Raw genomic sequence first — 17,322 nt, forward strand, 5'->3', positions numbered from 1 at the left:
ACCGTTGTGTTCTCCGTACGTACGAGGAAGTGAGCCCCACCGTGAGCGCCCCCGTCTCTTCGCGTCTGCCCGTCTTCCCCTGGGACAAGCTGGAGCCCTACAAGGCGACCGCGTCCGCGCACCCCGACGGCATCGTGGACCTGTCCGTGGGCACGCCGGTCGACCCGGTCCCCGCGCTGATCCAGGAGGCCCTCGTCGCGGCGGCGGACTCGCCGGGCTATCCCACGGTGTGGGGCACCAAGGAGCTGCGCGACGCGCTCACCGGCTGGTGCGAGCGGCGACTCGGCGCCACCGGCTTCGCCCACGAGAACGTGCTGCCGGTCGTCGGCTCCAAGGAACTGGTGGCCTGGCTGCCGACCCAGCTCGGCCTCGGCGCGGGCGACACGGTCGCCTACCCGCGGCTCGCCTACCCGACCTACGAGGTCGGCGCGCGCCTGTGCGGCGCCACCCCCGTCGTCTACGACGCGGAGACATTCGCGAGTGACCCCGCGGGCACGGAGCTCGACCCGGCCGGCCTGAAGCTGCTCTGGCTCAACTCCCCGTCCAACCCGACCGGCAAGGTCCTCGGCAAGGACGAGCTGACCCGGATCGTCGCCTGGGCGCGCGAGCACGGCGTGCTCGTCTTCTCCGACGAGTGCTACCTGGAGCTGGGCTGGGAGGCCGACCCGGTCTCCGTGCTGCACCCGGACGTCTGCGGCGGCTCGTACGAGGGGATCGTCGCCGTCCACTCGCTCTCCAAGCGCTCCAACCTGGCCGGCTACCGCGCCGCCTTCGTCGCCGGTGACGCCGCCGTCCTCGGCGAGCTGCTCCAGATCCGCAAGCACGGCGGCATGATGACCGCCGCCCCGGTCCAGGCCGCCACCGTCGCCGCGCTCGGCGACGACGCGCACGTGGCCGAGCAGCGCGAGCGGTACGCGGCCCGGCGCGCCGCCCTGCGCGCGGCCCTGGAGGCGCACGGCTTCCGGATCGAGCACAGCGAGGCCAGCCTCTACCTGTGGGCGACCCGCGACGAGCCCTGCTGGGACACCGTGGCCCACCTGGCCGAGAAGGGCATCCTGGTCGCGCCCGGCGACTTCTACGGCGAGGCCGGCGAGCGCTTCGTGCGGGTGGCCTTCACGGCGACCGACGAGCGGGTCGAGGCCGCCGTGAAGCGCCTGGGCTGACCGCGCACGCACGGGAGGGCCCGGGGAGCATCACGCTCCCCGGGCCCTCCTGTTTTCCGCGCCGTGGATCAGCCGCCGAGCGGCAGGCCGCCCATCAGCTGGCCGGTCGGCAGCTTGCCGAGCGCGCCGCCGGTCGGGGCCTCGGCCTGCTCGGTGACGGTGCCGGTGGTCCGGCCGACGGTGTCGGTCGCCTGGCCCGCGGCGTTGCCGCCGGTGAGCTTCTGCGCGGCCGGGACCTTGTTCGCGACGCCGGTCGCGGTGCCGAGGGCGCCCTCGGCACCGGCCTTGTCCAGCGAGGTCAGACCCGACAGGGCGCCGGTGGGCGCGAGCGACGGTTCCGCGGCGACGGCGGAGCCGGCCGCCGCGACCACGGGGGCCGCTCCGGCCGCGACGAGCAGGGCGGCCTGGGCGATCCGGCGGGTCAGGGGGAGGGACATGGTGCTCCTTCGACGAGGGGACGTGAGGACGTGTACGCGGTGACAACCGGCCCCGGGGCGGGGGAGGTTGCGGACGCCGAAGGCAAAGACTGGGTAATGCGTCGTATTGTCGTGCGGGGAGGAAAGCGGACGAACACCGCAGAGCGAGCGGGGTTGGTGAACCGTCACTTCCCTTGCCCCGCAAGGATCTTGCGGTGACATGACAGGGTGATGTGAACCCTTCCGGAGGGGCGGGAGGCGCGCCGGGCACGCGACACCTTCGGGGGATACCTCGCACGACTGCCCGTACGCCCCGCACGCACGCCCCGCACCTGCGCCCCACCCGTAGGACGCTCTCGTGCGGTCGCCCTCGCGGGGTCGCTTTCGTACGGCCGCCGGCGGGCGCCGGATCTCGCGGGGCCCGTCCCGTACGGACGCTCTCGTACGGCGCTCTCGTACGGACCCTCTCGCCGGCCGGTCTCGTACGGCCGCCGGTCCGCCGCTAGCCCGCCGCGAGCCTCAGCCGCACCGACGAGCCGTCCGTGCCCCGGTCGCGGTCGCCGCCGTCCGCCGTCGACCACCCGCCCGCCGAGTCGTCCGCGACCCACACCCGGTCCCCGTACGACACCTCCGTTATGCGCAGCTCGCCGGCCCGGGCCACGGCCCACTGCGCCAGCTCCCAGCCGCGCTGCTCGCGCGGGTCGCGCGACTCGCGCACCGGGAGCGTGAGCTCGACGGCCGAAACCGCCGCGTTCGCGCCGGCCGTGCCGCCGGCCGTCGGGGCGGGCCGGGGCGCGGTCTCCTTGCCGAAGGCCCTGACCACCTCGTCCCGGACCCGTACGGGATCGCCCGGGCGGCCCTTCCTGGTGTCGGCGGTGCAGCTCAGCGCGGCGGGCGCGCGGCCGGTCAGGGCGGCGGACAGGAGCGTGGCGTCCGGCTCGTGCTTCGCGTACGCCTGCGGGAAGCCGCTGCGCTGCACCTTCTGCGCCGCCACCGTCAGCGGCAGCCGCGAGTAGCCCGGGACCTTCTCGAGGTCCTCGTAGAACTTCGTCGACGAGTACACCGGGTCGAGGATCTGCTCCGGATCGCCCCAGCCCTGCGACGGCCGCTGCTGGAACAGGCCGAGCGAGTCGCGGTCGCCGTGCTGGATGTTGCGCAGCCCCGACTCCTGGATCGCGGTGGCGAGCGCGATCGTCACCGCGCGCTCCGGCAGGCCGCGGCTCGATCCGACGGCGGCGATCGTCGCCGCGTTGGACGCCTGCTCCGGAGTGAACTCGTACTGGTTCGCCCCGCTTCCGACCCGGCAGCGCGGCGCGCCCTTGCTGCCCGTGACGTAGTGCACCGTCACGTAGGCGACCAGGCCGAGGAGCACGGAGAACGCCGCCACGAACCGGGCGGCGCGGCCGCGGCGGGCGGGGGCGGGGACACGGCGGGGCTCGGACACGCGCCCCACCGTACTGGAGCCCGGGTTAGGGTCGGCACATGGCTGACACCGCTTCTCACCAGACCCCCGACGGCCGCCCGCTGGACCTGACGCTGGACGGCGCCGCGCTCACCGCGGTCCTCGTCGACTTCCCGTCCGTGAGCGGAACCGAGAAGCCGCTCGCCGACGCCATCGAGCAGGCCCTGCGCGGGCTTCCGCACCTCACCGTCGACCGGTACGGCAACAACGTCGTCGCCCGCACGAACCTGGGCCGCGAGGAGCGGATCGTCCTCGCCGGACACATCGACACCGTGCCGATCGCCGACAACGTGCCCTCGCGCCTCGACGACGAGGGCATCCTCTGGGGCTGCGGCACCACCGACATGAAGTCCGGCGTCGCCGTGCAGCTGCGCATCGCCGCCACCGTCCCCGAGCCCAACCGCGACCTCACCTTCGTCTTCTACGACAACGAGGAGGTCGCCGCCCACCTCAACGGCCTCGGCCAGATCGCCGACGCCCACCCGGACTGGCTCGCGGGAGACTTCGCCGTCCTGCTGGAGCCCTCCGACGGCCAGGTCGAGGGCGGCTGCCAGGGCACGCTCCGCGTCAAGCTGCGCACGACCGGCGAGCGCGCCCACTCCGCGCGCTCCTGGATGGGCTCCAACGCCATCCACGCCGCCGCCCCCATCCTCGACCGCCTCGCCGCCTACGAGCCCCGCAAGCCGGTCATCGACGGCCTGGAGTACCACGAGGGTCTCAACGCGGTCGCCATCGAGGGCGGCGTCGCGACCAACGTCATCCCCGACGAGTGCGTCGTCACCGTCAACTACCGCTACGCCCCCGACCTCTCCCCGGCCCAGGCCCTGGCCCACGTCCACGAGGTCTTCGCCGACTGCGGCGTCGCCGAGACGATCATCGACGACGAGAGCCCGGGCGCCCTGCCCGGCCTGTCCCACCCGGCCGCCGCGGCCTTCATGAAGGCGGTCGGCGGCGCCGCCCACCCCAAGTTCGGCTGGACCGACGTCGCCCGCTTCAGCGCGCTCGGCGTCCCGGCGGTCAACTACGGCCCGGGCGACCCGTTCTTCGCGCACAAGCGGGACGAGCACGTGCACGTCGACCGGATCCACCACTGCGAGGCGCGGCTGCGCGACTGGCTGACCGAGCTGCACTGACCCGCCCCGGCCCCGGCCGGCCACAGGATCACTGTCCGATTCCCGTAATTTCGCTTTTCTTCACCTCTGTGGACCTACCCTGACCGGGAAGATCAGAGAACGGTGAAAGGAGCGGACCATGGGTGTACCCGATGAGCCGAAGAAGCCGGAGGAGCAGCGCCTCGGACCGGTGCTCAGGCGTCGTGACCAGGTCCAGCCCGGCACCACCGACCAGCGTCTGCTCGACACCGAGGGCGACTCGGAGTGGGTGCACACCGACCCCTGGCGGGTCATGCGCATCCAGTCCGAGTTCGTGGAGGGCTTCGGGGCCCTCGCCGAACTGCCGAGCGCGATCAGCGTCTTCGGCTCGGCCCGCACGAAGCCGGGCACGCCCGAGTACGAGGCGGGCGTACGGCTCGGCCGCGCGCTCGTCGAGGCGGGCTTCGCGGTGATCACCGGCGGCGGCCCGGGCGCCATGGAGGCGGCGAACAAGGGCGCCCGGGACGCCAAGGGCGTCTCGGTCGGCCTCGGCATCGAGCTCCCCTTCGAGCAGGGCCTCAACCCGCACGTCGACATCGGCGTGAACTTCCGCTACTTCTTCGTCCGCAAGACGATGTTCGTGAAGTACGCGCAGGGCTTCGTCGTCCTGCCGGGCGGTCTCGGCACCCTCGACGAGCTCTTCGAGGCCCTGACCCTCGTCCAGACCCGCAAGGTCACCCGCTTCCCGATCGTCCTCTTCGGGTCGGAGTACTGGAAGGGGCTCGTCGACTGGCTCCGCGACTCGGTCGTCGCGGGCGGCAAGGCATCGGAGCACGACCTGCTGCTCTTCCACGTGACGGACGACGTGGACGAGGCGGTGTCCCTGGTGTCGAAGGAGACGGGCCGCTAGGCGGAATGGGCCCGTCCGGGCGTCCCCCCCCACGTCCCTCGGGCGCAGGGGGAGTCCGAGGACCCGTGGCGGGGGCGGAGCCCCCGGTCCGGGAAGGGGCGGGGTGGGGTGAGGCGGGGGAAGAGCCCGCCGCAGGCGCCCCGCCCTCCTCCCGCGCCCGTCCGACTACGCCAGTCCCCGCCGTGCCACCGCCGGCGGCCGGTGCCCGGCGATGGACGCCACCATGTCGAGCACCTGACGCGTTTCGGCGACCTCGTGCACCCGGTACACCTGGGCGCCGAGCCACGCGCTCACCGCCGTCGTCGCCAGCGTGCCGAGCAACCGCTCCTTCACCGGCCGGTCCAGCGTCTCGCCCACGAAGTCCTTGTTGGACAGCGATACGAGCACGGGCCAGCCCGTCTGCGCCATCTCGCCGAGCCGCCGGGTCGCCTCCAGGCTGTGTCGGGTGTTCTTCCCGAAGTCGTGGCCGGGGTCGATCATGATGCCGTCGCGCCGCACGCCCAGCGCGGCCGCGCGCTCCGCGAGGCCGATGGTCACCCGCAGGATGTCGGCCATCACGTCCTCGTACTCGACCCGGTGCGGCCGGGTGCGCGGCTCGACGCCGCCCGCGTGGGTGCAGACGAGCCCGGCGCCGTACTTCGCGGCGACCTCGGCGAGCCGCGGGTCGACGCCGCCCCACGCGTCGTTCAGCACGTCCGCGCCGGCCTCGCAGACCGCCTCGCCGACGTCCGCGCGCCAGGTGTCGACGCTGATGACGACGTCGGGGTGGCGGCGCCGGACCTCGGCGACGAAGCCGACCGTGCGCCGGGCCTCCTCCTCGGCGGTGACCTCCTCGCCGGGGCCCGCCTTGACGCCGCCGATGTCGATGATCGCCGCGCCCTCGGCCACGGCCTGCTCGACCCGGGCGAGCGCCGGCTCGTCCTGGAAGGTGGCCCCCTGGTCGTAGAAGGAGTCCGGGGTCCGGTTCACGATCGCCATGATCACCGGCTCGTGGGGTCCGAATTCCCGCCGTCCCAAGCGCAGCATCCCTTATGTCCTCCGTCGCGACCGGCCGCCTGCATCGTCTGCGACCCTAACTGTCGGTGGCGCATGGCACGATCGGCACGGGACGTTTTCCACGCACGGAAGACTGACGGGGAAAGGCGCGCAGGTGTTCTGGTTTCTGCTGATCACGATGGTCGTGGTCGTCGCGGCGGTCACCCTGGCCGTGGTCGGCGGTGGCGAGAGCGAGGTGCTGCCGGAGGTGGCCCCCGAGCAGCTGGTGGACCCGCTGCCCGCGGCCCGGCCGGTCGGCCAGGCCGATGTCGAGGCGCTGCGGCTGCCGGTCGCGGCCCGTGGCTACCGGATGGCGGACGTCGACGACGTCCTCGGCCGGCTCGGCGCCGAGCTGGCGGAGCGGGACTCGCGGATCGCCGGCCTGGAGGCGGCGCTCGCCACCGCCCGGTCCGGCGGCGAGAGAGGCGAGCGGGACGAGCGGGGCGAGGAGGACGAGGCATGAGCGACGTGAGCACGGAGCCGGCCGTGGGCCTGGCCGTCGCCGGTCCGGACGGGCGGCTGCGCTGCCCGTGGGGCCTGTCGACCGAGGACTACGTGGCGTACCACGACGAGGAGTGGGGCCGCCCGGTCCACGGCGACGACGCGCTGTTCGAGCGGCTGTGCCTGGAGGCGTTCCAGTCCGGCCTGTCGTGGATCACGATCCTGCGCCGCCGCGAGGGCTTCCGGAAGGCGTTCTCCGGCTTCCGGATCGCCGACGTGGCCCGTTTCACCGACGCCGACCGCGAGCGGCTCCTCGCCGACGAGGGCATCATCCGCAACCGCGCCAAGATCGACGCCACCCTGGCCAACGCCAAGCTGCTCGCCGGCTGGGACCCCGGCGAGCTCGACGCGCTGATCTGGTCGTACGCGCCGGATCCGGCGACCCGCCCGGCGCCGCTCACGATCGGCGACGTGCCGGCGGTGACGGACGAGTCGACGGCGCTGTCCAAGGACCTGAAGAAGCGCGGCCTGCGCTTCATCGGCCCGACGACGGCCTACGCGCTGATGCAGGCGTGCGGCCTGGTCGACGACCACGTCACCGGCTGCATCGCGCGCGGCCGGGCCTAGGGCGCGAGCCGGCCAGGTCCTGACGGCCCGGGGCGGGGGCCGGTGGCTGGGCGGCCTTAGCGGCCCAGGTACTTCGGCTTCTCCTTGGCGATGAACGCCTGCACCGCGATCCGGTGGTCCTCGGACCCGCCGGCCTTCGTCTGGAGCTCGTCCTCCTTGTCGAGGGCCTCGCTGAGGGAGTGGTCCGCGCCGTAGGCGAGGGACTCCTTGAGGGCCGCGTAGGCGACCGTCGGGCCGGCGGCCAGCTTGCGGGCGACCTTCGCGGCCTCCTCGGCGAGCGCATCGGCCGGTACGAGCTTGTTGACGATGCCCAGCTCGTACGCCTCCCGCGCGCTGATCGTGCGCGGGAAGAGCAGCAGGTCGGAGGCGCGGCTGTGGCCGACGAGCCGGGGCAGCGTCCAGGACATGCCGGAGTCGGCGGTGAGCGCCACGCCGGCGAAGGCGGTGCTGAAGGAGGCGGTCTCGGCGACCACGCGGTAGTCGGCGGCGAGCGCGAAGCCGAAACCGGCTCCGGCGGCCACGCCGTTCACACCCGCGACGACCGGCTTGGCCATCCCGGTGAGCGCCCGCACGATCGGGTTGTAGTGGTCGCGGACCGTGTTCATGGTGCTGCTGGTGCCGGACTCCTGGTCCTGCTGCAGCAGTCCGATGTGCTCCTTCAGGTCCTGGCCCACGCAGAACGCGCGGTCGCCGGCCGCAGTGAGCAGCACCGCCCGTACGGCCGGATCGGCGGCCGCCGCCTCCGCCGCGTCGCGCAGGGCGACCTTGGCCGCCACATTGAGGGCGTTCATCGCCTCGGGGCGGTTGAGGGTGATCGTGGCGAGCCCGTCGTTCACGTCGTAGAGGACCGTGTCGGCCATCGAGGCTTCCCTTCGCGTCTGCGCTTCGTCGCGTTGTGTGACCTGCTCAGCATGGCGGAGATCACCCCCGTCGCACATGTGAGCTGCGTCAAAGAATCGCCGTCCGGGGGCCCGTCGAGCACCGACCGAGGGCGGCGAAGTATCGCAGGTGGATCGGCGAAATGTGCGGCTTTGTGAAAGCGCGTTGCGGAAGCGATGCCACCTGATGTTGGTCATCGGGTCCTGTGATGCGGGATAATGACCTGGAAGCAATCGTGTTCGATGCTGACGATGAGCTGGTTTCAGGAAGGGGAACGAGCATGGCGGCCATGAAGCCGCGGACGGGTGACGGCCCGCTCGAGGTGACCAAGGAGGGGCGGGGCATCGTCATGCGCGTTCCGCTCGAAGGCGGCGGCCGGCTCGTCGTCGAGCTGACCCCGGACGAGGCGAAGGCGCTCGGCGACGCCCTGAAGGACGTCGTCGGCTAGGACAAGCCTGACGCGAATTTCCGCTTCTGCCCCGGTCCGGTACCCACCGCGCCGGGGCAGTGGTGCGTCAGGGGCCGGTCGGGGCGGTAGGCCTCCGGGCCGGGAAGGGGCGGGAAGGGCCGGGCCGGGAAGGGGCGCCGAGGGGCGCCAGGGGGCCGGGCCTGGAAGGGGAAGGGCGGGCCGGGAAGGGCCGGGGCCTACGTGCTGCGGCGCACCGCGCACAGCAGGCCGTCGCCCACCGGGAGGAGCGTCGGCAGCAGCTCCCGGCTCTCGCGCACCGTCCGCAGCAGCTCGCGTATCCGCTGCACCTCGGCCGGCTGGGCCGCCGAGTCGACCGTGCGGCCGTCGGCGAAGACGCCCTCGAAGCAGACCAGACCGCCAGGCCGGAGCAGGCGCAACGATTCAGCGAGGTAGTCCAGGAGCTCCAGCCGGTCGCCGTCGCAGAACACGAGGTCGTAGCCGCCGTCCGCGAGCCGGGGCAGCACCTCCAGGGCGCGGCCCGGGATGAAGCGGGCCCGGTTGCCGGCGAAACCCGCCGCGCGGAACGCCGCCTTCGCGTGCGCCTGCCGCTCCGGCTCCATGTCCACGGTGGTCAGCACCCCGTCCGGACGCATCCCGAGCAGCAGATAGATCCCGGACACGCCCGTGCCCGTACCGATTTCCGCCACCGCCTTCGCGTCCGCCGTCGCGGCCAGCAGGCGCAGCGCGGCACCGGTGCCCGGCGACACCGAGGGCAGTCCCGCCTCACGGGCCCGCTCACGGGCCCAGCGGAGCGCTTCGTCCTCGGCGACAAAGGCGTCGGCGAACGCCAGGCTCGTCTGCCGGTTGGCGGAAATGGCCCTCTCCTTGTTCCCGTGGCTGACCCGTAGTTGACGCAGGCGTCGACTGTATCCGCTGGACGCGGGAACCCGCAGATGGGACCGCGCGTTCATACGGAGAGGAAGCGAGGAGGACGTCGGCGCGAGCCGGATCCAAATTCGCGTAAAGATTCTTATCCGGAGCTAACGGGCGAGGTGGCTATGGTAGGGGCTCCACTGGACACCACCAGAGCCGACAGGGGAGGTGCGGCTGCGCCTGTGGATCGGAGAAGAGGGCTTCGGCGCCTTCTCGGATCGGCGGGTGAGCCGAAATCCGTGACCGACACCGCTGACCGTTCCCGCATCGCCGAATCCGCTCCCACCACCGCGACCTTCGCATCGGACGCGGAATCGCAGGCGTGGACTCCGCCCAGCTGGGAGGAGATCGTCAGCACGCACAGTGGCCGGGTCTACCGCCTCGCCTACCGCCTGACGGGCAATCAGCACGACGCCGAGGACCTGACCCAGGAGGTCTTCGTCCGGGTCTTCCGCTCGCTGTCGTCCTACACGCCGGGCACCTTCGAGGGCTGGCTGCACCGCATCACCACGAACCTGTTCCTGGACATGGTGCGCCGCAAGCAGCGCATCCGCTTCGACGCGCTCGCCGACGACGCCGCCGAGCGGCTGCCCAGCCGCGAGCCCTCCCCCCAGCAGGCGTTCAACGACACGCACTTCGACGCCGACGTCCAGCAGGCCCTCGACACCCTCGCGCCGGAGTTCCGCGCCGCCGTCGTGCTCTGCGACATCGAGGGACTGTCGTACGAGGAGATCGCCGCGACCCTCGGCGTGAAGCTCGGCACCGTCCGCAGCCGCATCCACCGCGGCCGCTCCCACCTGCGCAAGGCGCTCAAGCACCGCTCGCCCGAAGCGCGCGCGGAGCGGGCCCTCGCCGCCGTGGGCTGGGAGGCGAGCACGGCGTGAGTGGCACCAGTCCGTCACCGACCCCCGCGGAGCACCACCTCGGGGACCGGCTCGCCGCGCTCGTCGACGGCGAGCTCGGCCATGACGCCCGCGAGCGGGTCCTCGCCCATCTGGCGACCTGTCCGAAATGCAAGGCCGAGGCCGACGCCCAGCGCAGCCTCAAGACCGTCTTCGCGTCCGCCGCGCCCCCGCCGCCCTCCGAGGGGCTGCTGGCGCGCCTCCAGGGGCTGCCGGGGGGACCGACCGACCAGGGGGGCCCTTTCGACGAGCTCCTGCGCGCCGGCGGCGTCCGAGCTGACGGCTTCGCCACGGCGGCCCCGCTCACCGTGGACACCGGATTCCGCATCCACGAGGTCGGCGTCGCCGACCGCTCGTCAGGACGCGGCCGGCGCTTCGCCTTCGTGGCGGCCAGCGCCGTCTCGTTCGCGGCGATCGCGCTGAGCGGCTCCCTGCCGCTCGACGCGCGCGGCGGCCAGGGCACCGGCAGCAACGTGACACCGCTGCGGGCGCCCGCGACCTTCGCGTCGGGCTCGCGCCGCGGCGACCAGACGCCGTCGCCCGCGGCGCCGACGGTCCTGCCGGCCCGGCTCGAACTGTCCCCGTTCGCCCGCCCGGTGAACCCCGCCCTGCGGATCGCCTACGCGCCCGCACCCTCCCCGACCGCCACCCCCGCCCCCGGCCCCTCCCACCGCTGACCGGCGACCTGGTTGAATCCTGGGGCTGGGGCGCGCCGCCCGACGATCCGGGCGGCGCGGACAGGTCATCTGTTGCGGGGAGAGCATGAAGAACGGGAAGCCGACATGGTGGAGCCGGCCGTCGACCACGTCCACCGACACGCCCGCCGGACCTCCTGAGCCGACGGACGACAGCGACTTCACGCTGGCGGCGCCGGTGACGGAGCCGGTGACGGAACCGCTTCCCGTGGCCGAGCCCGGGCCCGCGCCCGCGCCGGCCTCGGAGATCACCGAGGAGCCCGCGCCGACCGAGCCCGGGCCCGAGGCCCCGGCCGCCGTGTCCGTCGCGGAAGCGACGCCCGAGCCCGTACGCGCGCCGGTACCCGCGCCCGAGCCCGTACCCGCGCCCGTCGCGGAAACCCCGCATGCCGCGGAAACCCCGCCCGTCGCCGAAACCCCGCATGCCGCGGAAACCCCGCAGGCCGTCGAAACGCCTCAGACGCCTCAGACGCCTCAGACGGCACAGACCCCTCAGACGGCCCCTCAGGCACCTCAGACGCCCCTGCACGCCCCCGACCCGTACGCGACGCCGCCGTACGGCGAGCCGGGCCCCTGGGCGCCCGCGCCGCCCGTCCAGCGGCCCGTGCCGCCGACGGCGCCCGCGGCAGCGCCCGCACCGCCCGCACCGCCCGTCGCGGCCGCGTACGACCCGTGGGGCGCGCAGCCCGCCGTGCTGGTCGCCGAGGGCAAGCCGCCGCGCAAGCCGCGGCGCGGTCTCGCGCTCGCCGGGGCGCTGGCGTTCGCGCTGGTCACCGGCGTCATCGGCGGCGGTGTCGGCGCGTACATCGAGCGGAACGGCGGCATCACCAGCGTCGAGCTGCCGCAGGCGGACGCCAAGGACGTCGGCCGCGCGCCCGACAGCGTCGCCGGGATCGCCGCCAAGGCGCTGCCCAGCGTCGTCACCATCCACGTGAGCGGCAGCGGCTCCTCGGGCACCGGCACCGGCTTCGTGCTCGACACCAGTGGCCACATCCTCACCAACAACCACGTCGTCGACGCCGCCGCGTCCTCCGGCGAGATCTCCGTCACCTTCAGCAACGGCGAGTCCGCCGCCGCGAAGCTCATCGGCCGCGACACCGGCTACGACCTCGCCGTGATCCAGGTGTCCGGGGTCTCCGGCCTCAAGCCGCTGCCGCTCGGCAACTCCGACAACGTCCGCGTCGGCGACCCCGTCGTCGCCATCGGCGCGCCCTTCGACCTGTCCAACACGGTCACCTCCGGCATCATCAGCGCCAAGGAGCGCCCGATCACCGCGGGCGGCGAGAAGGGCGACGGCAGCGACGTCAGCTACGTCGACGCGCTGCAGACCGACGCGCCGATCAACCCGGGCAATTCCGGCGGCCCGCTCGTCGACTCCCACGCCCAGGTCATCGGCATCAACAGCGCCATCCGCGCGGCCGGCAACGGTGTCGGCGGCGACGCCGGCGGCGGCCAGGCCGGCTCCATCGGCCTCGGCTTCGCGATCCCCGTCAACCAGGGCAAGCGGGTCGCCGAGGAGCTCATCAACACCGGCAAGGCCACCCACCCGGTGATCGGTGTGAGCCTCGACATGGGCTACAACGGCGACGGCGCCCGGGTCGGCGAGAAGACCAAGGGCGGCACCTCGTCGGTCACTCCCGGCGGCCCCGCCGACAAGGCCGGCATCCGGCCCGGCGACGTCATCACGAAGGTCGACGGCCAGCGGGTGCACAGCGGCGAGGAGCTGATCGTGAAGATCCGCGCCCACCGGCCCGGGGACGCGCTGGAGCTGACCCTGACCCGCGACGGCAAAGAGCAGACAAAGACCTTGACCCTGGGCTCGTCAACGGGAGCCTAGGACCTGGCCAAGCGTCCATGTGGAGGACACCACCCCGTACCCGCCCGACAGTTTGGGCGGGTACCGTGGAGCGGGCCGCCCGGGACCGGCGAGAAGGAGCTACAGGGTGTTCAGCGACATAGGCGCACTCGAGCTGGTGACGCTCGTGGTGCTCGCCGTGCTCATCTTCGGCCCGGACAAGCTGCCGAAGATGATCCAGGACGTCTCGCGCTTCATCCGCAAGATCCGGGAGTTCTCCGACAGCGCCAAGGCGGACATCCGCAGCGAGCTGGGCCCGGAGTTCAAGGACTTCGAGTTCGAGGACCTCAACCCGAAGAACTTCATCCGCAAGCAGCTCGCCGAGAACGGCGACCTGAAGGACCTGAACGAGCTCCGCTCGACCTTCGACCTCCGCAAGGAGATGAACGAGGTCGCCGACGCGGTGCACAGCCGGGAGACGACCCCTCCGCCGGCGGTCCCGACCACGGTCAACGGCTCGCCCGACCTGCTCAAGAAGCAGGACAAGCCGGATGCTCCGGAGCGCCCGCCGTACGACTCGGACGCCACCTGACGACGCCCTGTCACCGACCAGCTCCGCATAGGTGGCTATCCTCCCTCTGTTGACCAACGAGGAGGCTGCCGAGATGACGACGACGAGTCGGGTGGAAGCCGACGGCTTTCTGCGCGCGCCCTTCGCCTGGTACGGACTGGACGAGGCGTTCACCGGACCGCGCCGGCTGATGCAGATCGGCACGGCGGCGGACGGCACCGTGCAGCACGGCTCCATGGGCCACGGTGACGAGCCGTCGATAAAGTCCGAGACGGGCGGCACGGAGAAGGAGCGGTTCGCGGTCGTCGTGACGGTCGCCGCCCACCCCGTACGCCGCAGCGGCGACGGCACGGGCGTCCTGGACGCCACCACCGTCTCCTCGGCGGCCTGGCTGGCCGGCTCGGGCCTGCTCGCCCACACCTGGCCCGCCCAGCTCGACCACGCCCGGCGCGACAACTGGCTCGACCAGCAGACCGAGGCGGCCTTCGAACTCGCCGACGACCTCGAAGGACCGGAGTGGTCCACGCTGTCGCTGCCGGTGGACGGCGTGCCGGTGCCCTTCCACTACCGCGAGTCCGAGTTCGGCTGGGTGCTCGCGGGGTCGGCGGCGGGGGTGCACATCGGGGCGTACGGGCGCGGGATGAGCGCGTACGGGCTGGGGTTCGCGCAGGTGAAGGACCTGAGCGCGTACGCCTGACCCGGCGGGTACGACGAAGGGCGCCCCGCGGTCCGCGGGGCGCCCTTCGCTCGTGGAGCTCGTGTCAGAACTTGTTGCGCGGCGTCAGGCCCAGGCTCATGCCCGACAGTCCGCGCTGGCGGCCGCCGAGCTTGCCGGCGATCGTGCGGAGGGCCGAGCCCGCCGGGGAGTCGGGGTCGGCCAGGACGACCGGCTTGCCCTCGTCGCCGCCCTCGCGCAGGCGGACGTCGATCGGGATGGAGCCGAGGACCGGGACGGCCGTGCCGGTGGTGCGGGAGAGGCCGTCGGCGACCTTCTGGCCGCCGCCCGTGCCGAAGACGTCGACCATCTCGTCGCAGTGCGGACACGGCAGGCCCGACATGTTCTCGACGACGCCGACGATCTTCTGGTGGGTCTGCACGGCGATCGAGCCGGCCCGCTCGGCGACCTCGGCCGCCGCCTGCTGCGGGGTGGTGACGACCAGGATCTCCGCGTTCGGCACGAGCTGCGCGACGGAGATCGCGATGTCGCCGGTGCCCGGGGGCAGGTCGAGCAGCAGGACGTCCAGGTCGCCCCAGTACACGTCGGCGAGGAACTGCTGGAGCGCGCGGTGCAGCATCGGGCCGCGCCACACGACGGGCGCGTTGCCCGGGGTGAACATGCCGATGGAGATGACCTTCACGCCGTTCGCCGACGGCGGCATGATCATGTTCTCGACCTGGGTCGGCTTGCCGTCCACGCCCAGCATGCGCGGCACGCTGTGGCCGTAGATGTCGGCGTCCACGACGCCGACCTTCAGCCCGTCGGCCGCCATCGCCGCCGCCAGGTTGACCGTCACCGAGGACTTGCCGACGCCGCCCTTGCCGGACGCGACCGCGTAGACCCGGGTCAGCGAGCCGGGCTTGGCGAAGGGCACCTCGCGCTCGGCGGTGGTGCCGCGCAGCGCCGAGGCCAGCTCCTTGCGCTGCTCGTCGCTCATGACGTCCAGGGAGACCTCGACGCCGGTGACCCCCTCGACGCGGGAGACGGCGTCCGTCACGCGCTGGGTGATGGTGTCGCGCATCGGGCAGCCGGAGACGGTGAGGTAGACCGTCACGGCGACCTTGCCGTCGTCACCGATCTCCACCGACTTGACCATGCCGAGCTCGGTGATCGGTTTGTTGATCTCGGGGTCGTTCACCGTCGACAGTGCTTCGCGCACCGCGTCTTCCGTAGCCATACAGAGATGGTACGGCGCCCACCACGGGCTGATGAAAGCCCTGTCAACGGTCGGGTACGTCACTCCCGTGCGGGCCGCCGTCCGGGAATAGATCCCGCCGGTCCTCCAGCTCCTTGAGCAGGTCCTGGAGCTCCGAGCGCATCCAGTCGCGGGTCGCGACCTCGCCCAGGCCCATCCGCAGCGCCGCGATCTCCCGGGTCAGGTACTCGGTGTCGGCGATCGAGCGCTCGTTCTGCTTGCGGTCCTGTTCCAGGTTGACCCGGTCCCGGTCGTCCTGCCGGTTCTGCGCCAGCAGGATCAGCGGGGCCGCGTACGAGGCCTGGAGCGAGAGCACCAGCGTCAGGAAGATGAACGGGTACTTGTCCCAGCGCAGCGCCTCCGGCGCCGACACGTTCCACACCACCCAGACGATGATGATCAGCGTCATCCAGACGAGGAACCGCCCCGTCCCCAGGAAGCGGGCGATGCGCTCCGACATGCGCCCGAACGCCTCCGGGTCGTACTCCGGGAGCCACCGGGCGCGCCGGATCCTCGGCTGGTCGAGCCGGATCCTCGGCAGCGTGCGCTCCCGGTCCCGCTCGCGTTCCCTGTCGCGGTCCCGCTCCTGTGTCCGCTCAGCCACCGCGCACCCCCTGCCCGCCGTCGCCGTCGTGGAACTCCGTCTCCCGCCAGTCGTCGGGCAGCAGGTGGTCGAGGACGTCGTCCACCGTCACCGCGCCGAGCAGCGAGCCGCTCTCGTCCACCACCGGCGCCGCGACCAGGTTGTACGCGGCGAAGTAGCTGGTCACGGCCGGCAGCGGGGTGTCCGGACCGAGCGGCGGCAGATCGCTGTCCACCAGCGCGCTCACCAGCGTGAACGGCGGGTCGCGCAGCAGCCGCTGGAAGTGCACCGTGCCCAGGTACTTGCCGGTCGGCGTCTCGTCCGGCGGCCGGCACACGTACACCTGCGCGGCGAGCGCCGGCGACAGGTCCTGCAGGCGCACCCGGGCGAGCGCGTCCGCGACCGTGGCGTCCGGGCGCAGCACGATCGGCTCCGTCGTCATCAGACCGCCCGCGGTCCGCTCCTCGTACGCCATCAGGCGCCGCACGTCGGCCGCGTCGTCCGGCTGCATCAGCGTGAGCAGCCGCTCCTTGTCCTCCTCCGGCAGCTCGGAGAGCAGGTCGGCGGCGTCGTCCGGGTCCATCGCCTCCAGGACGTCGGCGGCCCGCTCCTCCTTCAGCTTGCCGAGGATCTCGATCTGGTCGTCCTCGGGCAGCTCCTCCAGGACGTCCGCGAGCCGGTCGTCGTCGAGGGCCGCGGCGACCTCGGAGCGGCGCTTGGGGGAGAGGTGGTGCAGCACGTTGGCCAGGTCGGCGGGGCGCAGCTTCTCGAAGGTGGCGACCAGGTTCTCGGCGCCCTGCCCGTGCTCCTCCAGGGAGAAGCCGGTGACGGCCGACCAGTCGACGGTCAGCGTCTCGCCCTTGCGGCGCAGCGCGCCGCCCTTGCCGCGCCGCACGAAGACCTTGTCGATCTCCCAGTCGCGGCGGGCCGGCAGCTGCTGGATGGCGACGTCGAGGACGGTGACCTCCTCGCCCTCCGAGCCGTCCGCCTCCACGAGCCGCACCCGCCGGTCGAGCAGCTCGCCGAGCACCAGGCGCTCGGTGGGGCGCTGCTCGAAGCGCCGCATGTTGACCACGCCGGTGGTGATGACCTGCCCGGACGCGAGACCGCTGATCCGGGTCATGGGCACGAAGACCCGGCGCCGGGACAGCACTTCGACGACCATGCCGAGCAGCCGGGGCGGGCGGCGGCCGACGCGCAGCATCGCCACCAGGTCGCTGACCCGGCCCACCTGGTCGCCCACGGGGTCGAAGACCGGCACTCCGGCGAGGTGGGAGACGAAGATGCGGGGGGCGCCTGCCGCCATGCCACGCGCCTCCTCCGTGCCGCACGATCCGATTCGTTCTGCCGCCGCTCGGCGCCGGCCGTTGCCCGCAGCCGCCGATTGTCGGGGATTCTCCGAACTTGCCGGATTCACCGAAGATCAGGCTAGCCGGTGCCGCCCGGAGCCGCTCCGGCAGGACGCCCGTACGGCTTGCGCGCGGGCGGCTGCCCGCA

General features: G+C 72.8%; 19 protein-coding genes. 11 read left to right on the top strand and 8 right to left on the bottom strand.

Features of this window, described 5'->3' with window-relative positions; all coding sequences use genetic code 11:
* Positions 1-29: 29 nt before the first annotated feature.
* Positions 30-1,163, top strand: a complete 1,134-nt coding sequence (locus ACFYU9_RS35835) for a bifunctional succinyldiaminopimelate transaminase/glutamate-prephenate aminotransferase (protein ID WP_389347830.1) — start codon at positions 30-32, stop codon at positions 1,161-1,163.
* A gap of 68 nt (positions 1,164-1,231) precedes the next feature.
* Here ACFYU9_RS35835 and ACFYU9_RS35840 read toward each other — a convergent pair whose 3' ends face one another.
* Both ACFYU9_RS35840 and ACFYU9_RS35845 read right to left on the bottom strand, forming a co-directional pair.
* Positions 1,232-1,600 carry an ATP-binding protein gene (locus tag ACFYU9_RS35840; RefSeq protein WP_389208152.1) on the bottom strand — a complete coding sequence of 123 codons (369 nt, stop codon included), beginning with the start codon at positions 1,598-1,600 and terminating at the stop codon, positions 1,232-1,234.
* Between the two features lie 481 nt (positions 1,601-2,081).
* Complete coding sequence (locus ACFYU9_RS35845; RefSeq protein ID WP_389347832.1) at positions 2,082-3,032, bottom strand: hypothetical protein; 951 nt, start codon at positions 3,030-3,032, stop codon at positions 2,082-2,084.
* A gap of 29 nt (positions 3,033-3,061) precedes the next feature.
* Here ACFYU9_RS35845 and dapE point away from each other — a divergent pair, with 29 nt between their 5' ends.
* Together dapE and ACFYU9_RS35855 are read left to right on the top strand one after the other, a co-directional pair.
* Entirely contained in the window at positions 3,062-4,174 is a 1,113-nt protein-coding gene (dapE, locus tag ACFYU9_RS35850) for a succinyl-diaminopimelate desuccinylase (RefSeq protein WP_389208155.1), read from the top strand.
* A 118-nt stretch (positions 4,175-4,292) separates the two neighbouring features.
* Complete coding sequence (locus ACFYU9_RS35855) at positions 4,293-5,042, top strand: TIGR00730 family Rossman fold protein (RefSeq protein ID WP_389208157.1); 750 nt, start codon at positions 4,293-4,295, stop codon at positions 5,040-5,042.
* A gap of 165 nt (positions 5,043-5,207) precedes the next feature.
* Here the strand turns inward: ACFYU9_RS35855 and folP are convergent, their stop codons facing one another.
* Positions 5,208-6,068 carry a dihydropteroate synthase gene (gene folP, locus ACFYU9_RS35860; RefSeq protein ID WP_389347834.1) on the bottom strand — a complete coding sequence of 287 codons (861 nt, stop codon included), beginning with the start codon at positions 6,066-6,068 and terminating at the stop codon, positions 5,208-5,210.
* Positions 6,069-6,192: 124 nt separating this feature from the next.
* Between folP and ACFYU9_RS35865 the strand changes: the two genes are divergently transcribed.
* Both ACFYU9_RS35865 and ACFYU9_RS35870 read left to right on the top strand, forming a co-directional pair.
* A complete protein-coding gene (locus ACFYU9_RS35865; protein ID WP_389208161.1) occupies positions 6,193-6,540 on the top strand; it encodes a hypothetical protein in 348 nt (115 codons plus the stop codon).
* Positions 6,537-7,145, top strand: coding sequence for a DNA-3-methyladenine glycosylase I (locus ACFYU9_RS35870; protein WP_389347836.1), 609 nt, complete (start codon positions 6,537-6,539; stop codon positions 7,143-7,145). Before ACFYU9_RS35865 ends, ACFYU9_RS35870 begins: the two co-directional genes overlap by 4 nt.
* A 56-nt stretch (positions 7,146-7,201) precedes the next feature.
* Here ACFYU9_RS35870 and ACFYU9_RS35875 read toward each other — a convergent pair whose 3' ends face one another.
* Positions 7,202-8,005, bottom strand: coding sequence for an enoyl-CoA hydratase/isomerase family protein (locus ACFYU9_RS35875; protein ID WP_389208165.1), 804 nt, complete (start codon positions 8,003-8,005; stop codon positions 7,202-7,204).
* Between the two features lie 299 nt (positions 8,006-8,304).
* On the opposite strand from ACFYU9_RS35875, the gene ACFYU9_RS35880 reads away from it, so the two are divergent.
* Complete coding sequence (locus ACFYU9_RS35880) at positions 8,305-8,472, top strand: DUF3117 domain-containing protein (RefSeq protein WP_205628308.1); 168 nt, start codon at positions 8,305-8,307, stop codon at positions 8,470-8,472.
* Positions 8,473-8,669: 197 nt separating this feature from the next.
* Here ACFYU9_RS35880 and ACFYU9_RS35885 read toward each other — a convergent pair whose 3' ends face one another.
* The gene (locus ACFYU9_RS35885; RefSeq protein ID WP_389209179.1) at positions 8,670-9,350 is read right to left on the bottom strand and encodes an O-methyltransferase; all 681 of its coding nucleotides are present in this window, start codon (positions 9,348-9,350) and stop codon (positions 8,670-8,672) included.
* Positions 9,351-9,491: 141 nt separating this feature from the next.
* Between ACFYU9_RS35885 and sigE the strand changes: the two genes are divergently transcribed.
* The 5 genes from sigE to ACFYU9_RS35910 all read left to right on the top strand — a co-directional run bounded on the left by sigE (position 9,492) and on the right by ACFYU9_RS35910 (position 14,026).
* Positions 9,492-10,250, top strand: a complete 759-nt coding sequence (gene sigE, locus ACFYU9_RS35890) for an RNA polymerase sigma factor SigE (RefSeq protein WP_389208167.1) — start codon at positions 9,492-9,494, stop codon at positions 10,248-10,250.
* Positions 10,247-10,945 carry an anti-sigma factor family protein gene (locus tag ACFYU9_RS35895; RefSeq protein WP_389208169.1) on the top strand — a complete coding sequence of 233 codons (699 nt, stop codon included), beginning with the start codon at positions 10,247-10,249 and terminating at the stop codon, positions 10,943-10,945. The genes sigE and ACFYU9_RS35895 overlap by 4 nt, the downstream gene beginning before the upstream one ends.
* A gap of 85 nt (positions 10,946-11,030) precedes the next feature.
* Positions 11,031-12,800, top strand: a complete 1,770-nt coding sequence (locus tag ACFYU9_RS35900) for a trypsin-like peptidase domain-containing protein (protein WP_389347838.1) — start codon at positions 11,031-11,033, stop codon at positions 12,798-12,800.
* 106 nt (positions 12,801-12,906) lie between these two features.
* The gene (locus tag ACFYU9_RS35905; protein ID WP_389208173.1) at positions 12,907-13,350 is read left to right on the top strand and encodes a sec-independent translocase; all 444 of its coding nucleotides are present in this window, start codon (positions 12,907-12,909) and stop codon (positions 13,348-13,350) included.
* A 73-nt stretch (positions 13,351-13,423) separates the two neighbouring features.
* Complete coding sequence (locus ACFYU9_RS35910; protein WP_389208175.1) at positions 13,424-14,026, top strand: hypothetical protein; 603 nt, start codon at positions 13,424-13,426, stop codon at positions 14,024-14,026.
* A 64-nt stretch (positions 14,027-14,090) separates the two neighbouring features.
* On the opposite strand, the gene ACFYU9_RS35915 is transcribed toward ACFYU9_RS35910, so the two are convergent.
* The 3 genes from ACFYU9_RS35915 to ACFYU9_RS35925 are packed head-to-tail and all read right to left on the bottom strand — an operon-like array spanning position 14,091 to position 17,131.
* Positions 14,091-15,224 carry an Mrp/NBP35 family ATP-binding protein gene (locus tag ACFYU9_RS35915; RefSeq protein ID WP_389208177.1) on the bottom strand — a complete coding sequence of 378 codons (1,134 nt, stop codon included), beginning with the start codon at positions 15,222-15,224 and terminating at the stop codon, positions 14,091-14,093.
* A gap of 43 nt (positions 15,225-15,267) precedes the next feature.
* Positions 15,268-15,846, bottom strand: a complete 579-nt coding sequence (locus ACFYU9_RS35920; RefSeq protein ID WP_389208179.1) for a DUF1003 domain-containing protein — start codon at positions 15,844-15,846, stop codon at positions 15,268-15,270.
* Positions 15,839-17,131: a magnesium transporter MgtE N-terminal domain-containing protein gene (locus ACFYU9_RS35925; RefSeq protein ID WP_389208181.1), complete on the bottom strand. Its 1,293-nt coding sequence runs from the start codon at positions 17,129-17,131 to the stop codon at positions 15,839-15,841. The genes ACFYU9_RS35920 and ACFYU9_RS35925 overlap by 8 nt, the downstream gene beginning before the upstream one ends.
* Positions 17,132-17,322 lie beyond the last annotated feature (191 nt).

The organism is Streptomyces sp. NPDC004327, from assembly GCF_042873935.1.
In the GTDB taxonomy this organism is placed as follows: Bacteria; Actinomycetota; Actinomycetes; order Streptomycetales; family Streptomycetaceae; genus Streptomyces.

What these genes read in the sequence shown, in the direction of transcription:
- ACFYU9_RS35840 (WP_389208152.1), bottom strand. Translation starts at nt 1,600, where the DNA reads ATGTCCCTCCCCCTGACCCGCCGGATCGCCCAGGCCGCCCTGCTCGTC.
- dapE (WP_389208155.1), top strand. Translation starts at nt 3,062, where the DNA reads ATGGCTGACACCGCTTCTCACCAGACCCCCGACGGCCGCCCGCTGGAC.
- ACFYU9_RS35855 (WP_389208157.1), top strand. Translation starts at nt 4,293, where the DNA reads ATGGGTGTACCCGATGAGCCGAAGAAGCCGGAGGAGCAGCGCCTCGGA.
- folP (WP_389347834.1), bottom strand. Translation starts at nt 6,068, where the DNA reads ATGCTGCGCTTGGGACGGCGGGAATTCGGACCCCACGAGCCGGTGATC.
- ACFYU9_RS35870 (WP_389347836.1), top strand. Translation starts at nt 6,537, where the DNA reads ATGAGCGACGTGAGCACGGAGCCGGCCGTGGGCCTGGCCGTCGCCGGT.
- ACFYU9_RS35875 (WP_389208165.1), bottom strand. Translation starts at nt 8,005, where the DNA reads ATGGCCGACACGGTCCTCTACGACGTGAACGACGGGCTCGCCACGATC.
- ACFYU9_RS35880 (WP_205628308.1), top strand. Translation starts at nt 8,305, where the DNA reads ATGGCGGCCATGAAGCCGCGGACGGGTGACGGCCCGCTCGAGGTGACC.
- sigE (WP_389208167.1), top strand. Translation starts at nt 9,492, where the DNA reads ATGGTAGGGGCTCCACTGGACACCACCAGAGCCGACAGGGGAGGTGCG.
- ACFYU9_RS35900 (WP_389347838.1), top strand. Translation starts at nt 11,031, where the DNA reads ATGAAGAACGGGAAGCCGACATGGTGGAGCCGGCCGTCGACCACGTCC.
- ACFYU9_RS35910 (WP_389208175.1), top strand. Translation starts at nt 13,424, where the DNA reads ATGACGACGACGAGTCGGGTGGAAGCCGACGGCTTTCTGCGCGCGCCC.
- ACFYU9_RS35915 (WP_389208177.1), bottom strand. Translation starts at nt 15,224, where the DNA reads ATGGCTACGGAAGACGCGGTGCGCGAAGCACTGTCGACGGTGAACGAC.
- ACFYU9_RS35925 (WP_389208181.1), bottom strand. Translation starts at nt 17,131, where the DNA reads ATGGCGGCAGGCGCCCCCCGCATCTTCGTCTCCCACCTCGCCGGAGTG.